Raw genomic sequence first — 6,133 nt, forward strand, 5'->3', positions numbered from 1 at the left:
GGCAGGGCGGGCCGGCATCGATGGTGTTGCTAGTAGCGGTCGACCGCCGGGGGCTCTGGCAGGTCGAGGACCGTGCCCGCCGTGTCGGTCCAGGCGTCCGCCCAACGACCGTCGGCGTAGGCCTCTTCGAGGACGTCGTTGATCCAGTTGCGGAACACGTCATCCTCGAGCCCGAGGCCGATGCCGTACGGCTCCGAGGTGAAGGCGTTGTTGACGACCTCGAACTCACCGGGGTTCTGGTCGGCGAGTCCGGCCAGGATCACATTGTCCGTGGTCACCGCGACGACCGCGCCATTGCGCAGCGGCTCGAGGCAGTTCGAGTACGTGTCGGTCGTGATGAGATTGACGCCGTACTCCGCGATGTTCTTCTCCGACGTCGAGCCGGCGACCGAGCACACGTTCTGACCCTCGAGGTCTTCAGGACCGGTAATGCCCTCCGGGTTGCCCTCGAGCACCAGGATGTCCTGGCCCGCGAGGTAGTACGGTCCGGCGAACGAGATGACTTCCTTGCGCGTGTCGTTGATCGTGTACGTCGCGATCACGATGTCGACGGTGCCGTTCTCGATGAACGGCTCACGGTTGGCCGAGACGGTCTCGACCCACTCGATGTTGTCCTCGGAGATGCCGAGCTCGCTCGCGATGATCTTGCCGATCTCCACATCGAAGCCGACGGGTTCGCCGTCGAGGCCCTGCAATCCGAAGAGCGGCTGGTCGAACTTGGTGCCGATGGTGATCGAGCCGGCCTCGGCAAGGTCGGCCATGGTCGAGCCGGCCTCGAACTCAGGCGCTTCGGCGATCGGCTCGTCAGGCTCGGCGCCGCCCCCGGCGCACGCGCTCAGTCCCAGTACGCCGACGGCCGCGAGCGCGGCGACGGCGAATCCTCTGTTGAGTCTCATATGTGTGTGCTCCTTGCTGTGGTGCTCCCCCGCCGGTCAGCGGGAGAGGATCTTCGAGAGAAAGTCCTGCGCTCTCGGAGTCTGGGGGTTGTCGAAGAATGCGTCTGGCTCGGCCTCTTCGACGATCTCGCCGTCGGCCATGAACAGAATGCGCTCTCCTGCATTTCGGGCGAAGCCCATCTCGTGCGTGACCACGACCATCGTCATGCCGTCGCGGGCAAGCGAGGTCATCACATCGAGAACCTCGTTGATCATCTCCGGGTCGAGCGCCGAGGTGGGCTCGTCGAAGAGCATGACCTTGGGGTTCATCGCGAGCGCACGGGCAATCGCGACGCGTTGCTGCTGACCGCCCGAGAGTTGCGCAGGCAGCTTCTGGGCTTGGTTGGCCACGCCGACACGGTCCAGAAGTTCCATTGCCTTCTTGTCGGCCTCTGCCTTCGGGACACCGCGCACACGGCGGGGTCCGAGTGTGACGTTCTCGAGCACGGTCTTGTGCGCGAAGAGGTTGAACGACTGGAACACCATGCCGACGTCGGCGCGCAGCTTCGCGAGATCTTTGCCCTCTTCGGGCAGATGTTTGCCATCGATCATGATGGTGCCGCTGTCGATGGTCTCGAGTCGGTTGATCGCGCGGCACAGGGTCGACTTCCCCGACCCGCTCGGTCCGATCACGACGACGACCTCGCCGCGGTGGATGGTCGCGGTGATGTCCTTCAGCACGTGGAGCTCACCGAAGTGCTTGTTCACGCGGTCGATTACGACCAGCGGTTCAGACATGGTCACCATCCCTTCGAGCTCGGCCCGTTGCCAGCCCTGGAATCCGGTGATCTCCCCGGTTGTCGACGTCGAGAGCACAGCACGAGGTGGGCACGACGGTGATGGAGCATATCGACATTGGCGGCACGCCATCACGCTATGTCGCCGAGGCTCTGCCGTCACTGGCCTTGAGCCTTTCTTGAGCGTGCCAACCGCGCATCGCGTGCGCTTAGCGCCTCGTTTCGCTGTAGTACGTGACGGCCCCCGGGTGCAGGGCGACGGGGTCGGTGAAAATCGCCTGCCGCCGATCGAGCAAAGCCGCCGCTGGCACCTCGGTAGCGATGATTGACCGCGAGTCAAACAGCACTTCCAGCACTTCTCGCACGAGCTCGTCGGGCGCGTCTTCGGCGACCATGAGGTAGTTCGGCACCGTCATCGTCACCGTTGGCTCCGTTCGTCCATAAGCTCCGATCGGAAACTCGGCGAGGCGGTACACGCCGCCGTGCGCGGCATTGACGTGGTCCACGACTCCCGACTCGACCGACAGCAATCGAGTGGGCATGTCAGCGAAGAGCTCCGCCAGACCCGGCGTCGGAAGCCCTCCGACCCAGAAAAACCCCTCGATGTCACCGGCCCGCAGAGCGTCGATCGAATCGGCCAGCCCAAGTTCGTAGTCATCGACGTTCATCGGAGCGACTCCCGCCGCGTCGAGCACGCGCGTCGCGACGATGCTCACCCCCGAGTTCGGAGCCCCCAATGAGACCGCGCGACCGGTGAAGTCCGAGATCTGCGCGATGTCGGAGTCTGACCGCACCACGACATGCACGTACTCGTCGTAGAGCCGGGCGGCTGCCAGTACGCCCAGGGGTTGCGCGAAAGCCCCCGTGCCGGCGACAGCATCGGCTGCGGCGTCACTCTGCGCGAAGCCGAGCAGAGCGCGCCCGTCGCTCACCCGGAACAGGTTGTCCACCGACCCGTCTGTCTCGTCAACCGTGACGATCGAATCGAGCCTGCTTGAGAGCACCCCAGCGAGCTGCTCACCGAAACCGTAGTAAACCCCGGTGACGCCGCCCCCCGCAATGGAAAATCGATCGATCACGGGCGAGGAACCGCACCCCGCAAGGGTCACGAGCGCCACGACTCCTCCGATCGCGGCTGTGAGTGCGCGCCTCATGGAGTCCGCCACGAGACTCCGCCGCTCGCTAGGCGTAAGTGCACAGCAAGCCCGCCTTCGTCGGGAGACTCCACACGGAGCGAGCCACCGATCGCGTGCAACAGGTCAGCGGCGATTGCCAAGCCCAAACCTGAGCCGGGCGTGCTGCGGTTGCGCGGGCTTCGCCAGAACCGGTCGGTGAGGTGCGCAAGTTCATCGGTGTCGACGCCGGGGCCCTGATCGCGCACGACGATCTCGCAGCCCTGCGCAGGCCCATGAACCGACACCAGCACCCGTGTGCCCGACGGCGAGAACTTCACGGCGTTGTCAAGGACGGCATCGAATGCGCTCTCGAGGATCGTTCGATCGGTCATGCTCCAGACCACCGCGTCGCCGTCGATGTCGAGGGTGAGGGCGGACTGCGACGCCACCTGCGCCCACGCCTCGACCCGGCCCCGGATGATCGCTGCAACATCCACGACATCCACGGCGTCGCCGCGTTGACTGCTCCGGGCCAGGTTCAACAGCGTGTCGAGAATGCGGATCATCCGGCGTCCCTCCTCGCGGGTCTCCTCAATATCGCGGTCCCACTCCGCGTCGAGCCCCGTTGAGAGGTACTCCACTCGCACCAGGAGGGCGCTGAGCGGGTTCCGAAGCTCATGCGAGGCGTTCAACGCGAACTCCTGCTGACGCGCCATCACCCGCTCGATCTGCTGCGCCATTCGATTGAAGATGAGAATCATGCTGCGCAGTTCCGGGGGGCCTGTCTCGTCAGCGATCCGGGCCTCCACATCTCCGCGTTCGATCGCCTCCATCGCGGCATCGACACGACGAACGGGCCCCAGCACCCAGTTGGCCAACCGGAAGACGACGAACACACCCACCGAGGTGGCAAGAATCGCGCCACCGAGCAGCAGCGCCCACTGCTCGAGGATCGCCTCGCGCGCGACATCCACGCTCGCGGTGATGACGACAGCGCCGATCGCGTCACCGTTGTCGAGCACGGGCTCGACCATGACCGAATCGGTCAGCGCCCACGGCAGAACCGGTTCGGGCAGCTCTCCCCGGCGCCCAGACAGGGCGAGCTGGATCTGCGCACTGGTCGCTTCATCGAGCACCGTGGGCTCGTCACCGCCATACGCCCAGGGGGATCCCGAGCGGTCGACGACCAGCACCTGCGTTCCGTAGAGCTGGAAATAGCGCTCGGCCTCGTTCGTCACCAGATCGGGGCTTCCAGACCGGAGCGCTTGTCGCGCGCTCGTGACGAAGTAGGCGACATCGCCGAGCAACTCGGCGATGTGCTCCTGTTGGATGCTGCGCGCCGCACTCCAGGCATAGGCGCCGCCGAGCACGAGCAGCACGCCCACGAGCGGCACCAAGAACACCACCACGAGTCGTCGGCGCACCGCTACTTCCCCGTCAGCCGATACCCGACGCCGCGGACGGTCTCAATGAGGTCTCCCCGCCCGGTCTTGCGGCGGATCGAGCCGATGTGCACCTCGAGCGAGCGGCTGAACGCATGCCAATCGGTCTGCCACACCTCTCGAATGATGCGCTCACGGGGCACGACGACGCCGGGATACCGGGCCAACACGGCGATGATGTCGAATTCTGTGCGCGTGAGCTCGACCGGTTGGTCGGCGATCAGCACCTGTCGAGCGGAGAGATCAATGCGCACCCCCGCCACATCGATCGAGAGCTCCTGAGTCGGTTCCGAGACCAGCGCTCGCGAGCGCCGGGTGACCGCTTCGATGCGCGCCACCAACTCACTGACGTCGTAGGGTTTGACGACGAAGTCGTCGGCGCCGGCGCGAAGCCCGCGAATGCGCTCTTGAACATGGCTGCGAGCCGTGGCGATGATGATCGGCACCCCCGACCGCTGCCGGATGAGCCGACATAGGTCAATGCCGTCGAGGTCGGGCAAGCCGAGATCGAGAAGAACCACCTCGGTGTCGGAGCCGAGAGCTTCCAGTGCCTGCGCGCCATCCGCCGCGCTGTTCGTGCGGTATCCGGCCTTGCGTAAGAAAGCGCACAAGGCATCCATGAGCCGGTCATCGTCTTCGACGATCAGGACGGTCATCGTGCGTGCACCTCGAGCAGGCACGCGGTGGGCGCGTCGCATGCCCAGGGCAACCCTGCCTCGCGCGATGGCGCCCTCGTGACAGCACACGAACGCGCCCGAATCTCCGGACTCAGCACGACGCTGAGGCTAGCAGTCGAGCCTCTATCGACACCGATCTGGAAGGGAGCCGTAACCCGGAGGCAGAAAACGTAACCGGAGCGTCACACGGTTGTCAGGCGCGCAGGGCGAAGGCGCTCTCGTAGAGGCACACGGCGGCGGCCGTCGCGAGGTTGAGCGACTCGGCGTGACCGTAGATGGGAACGATGACCGCGCGGTCGGCGAGCTCGAGCTGCTCGGGGGTCAGTCCGCGCGCCTCATTGCCGAACAGCCACGCGGTCGGCCCGTCGAGGTGGCCGTCGGACCGCACGGCGAGCAGGTCGTCACCGGAGACGTCAGCGGCGAGCACGCGCATCCCCCGCTCCCGCAATCGGCTGAGCGTCGACTCGAGCGGCACGCCGACGACGACGGGAAGGTGGAAGAGGGAACCGGTCGTCGCGCGCACGGCCTTCGGGTTGAAGACGTCGACGCTGGTTCCGGTGAGAATGACGGCGTCGGCGCCCGTGGCATCCGCGACCCGGATGATCGTTCCCGCGTTGCCGGGGTCTCGCACCTCATCGAGCACGGCGACGAGGCGCAGCTCGCGCTGCAGCAGCTCGTCGAGTGCGAGGGGGAATTGCGCGCACACGGCCACGACCCCCTGCGGAGTGACGGTGTCGGCGATCGCGTCGAGGACGGCCTCGCTCACGGCCTCGACCTCGACACCCGCGGCCGCGGCGGTGCGCGCGAGGGTGGAGTGGCGGTCGATCGCCGCTGTCGTCATGAAGAGATCGCGGATGAGCTCGGGGTGAAAGCGCAGGGCCTCCGCGACGGCCTGCGGGCCCTCGAGCAAGAACAGCCCGGTCTCGGCGCGCTGGTTCTTCTTGGCCAGCTTGGCCGCGGCGCGCACGCGCGGAGAGCGCGGGTTGTCGATCATGAGCGCCATGCTAGCCACGCGCGAGTGAACGGCCGGTGAAGAGGGCCGTGAACACGACGACGGCGCGCCCCCAGTGCTGGGGGCGCGCCGTCGGTGCGCTGCGTGCGGGCCTGACTCAGCCCTGATCCACCGTCCGGCTTCAGGTCGGCTGCGGTAGCGGAGCGGGCGGGGTCGCGGATGTGAGGGCGCGGTCGGCCTGCCAGCCTGTGCTGGCCTTTCCACGAGAGTCTCCG

At 66.5% G+C, this 6,133-nt stretch carries 6 protein-coding genes; all 6 read right to left on the bottom strand.

Going from position 1 to position 6,133, the window contains the following annotated elements; genetic code table 11:
* Positions 1–29 precede the first annotated feature (29 nt).
* Positions 30–896, bottom strand: coding sequence for a glutamate ABC transporter substrate-binding protein (locus FK219_RS08885; protein ID WP_152583756.1), 867 nt, complete (start codon positions 894–896; stop codon positions 30–32).
* Between the two features lie 36 nt (positions 897–932).
* The gene (locus tag FK219_RS08890) at positions 933–1,673 is read right to left on the bottom strand and encodes an amino acid ABC transporter ATP-binding protein (protein WP_407941902.1); all 741 of its coding nucleotides are present in this window, start codon (positions 1,671–1,673) and stop codon (positions 933–935) included.
* A gap of 208 nt (positions 1,674–1,881) precedes the next feature.
* Positions 1,882–2,826: a TAXI family TRAP transporter solute-binding subunit gene (locus FK219_RS08895; RefSeq protein ID WP_152583757.1), complete on the bottom strand. Its 945-nt coding sequence runs from the start codon at positions 2,824–2,826 to the stop codon at positions 1,882–1,884.
* On the bottom strand, positions 2,823–4,166 hold the full coding sequence (locus FK219_RS08900) for a sensor histidine kinase (protein WP_328821660.1): 1,344 nt from the start codon (positions 4,164–4,166) through the stop codon (positions 2,823–2,825). Before FK219_RS08900 ends, FK219_RS08895 begins: the two co-directional genes overlap by 4 nt.
* 47 nt (positions 4,167–4,213) lie before the next feature.
* Entirely contained in the window at positions 4,214–4,885 is a 672-nt protein-coding gene (locus FK219_RS08905; RefSeq protein WP_152583759.1) for a response regulator transcription factor, read from the bottom strand.
* A 214-nt stretch (positions 4,886–5,099) separates the two neighbouring features.
* The gene (locus tag FK219_RS08910; protein ID WP_152583760.1) at positions 5,100–5,900 is read right to left on the bottom strand and encodes a TrmH family RNA methyltransferase; all 801 of its coding nucleotides are present in this window, start codon (positions 5,898–5,900) and stop codon (positions 5,100–5,102) included.
* Between the last annotated feature and the right edge of the window lie 233 nt (positions 5,901–6,133).

The organism is Microcella pacifica (assembly GCF_009371975.2).
GTDB lineage: Bacteria > Actinomycetota > Actinomycetes > Actinomycetales > Microbacteriaceae > Microcella > Microcella pacifica.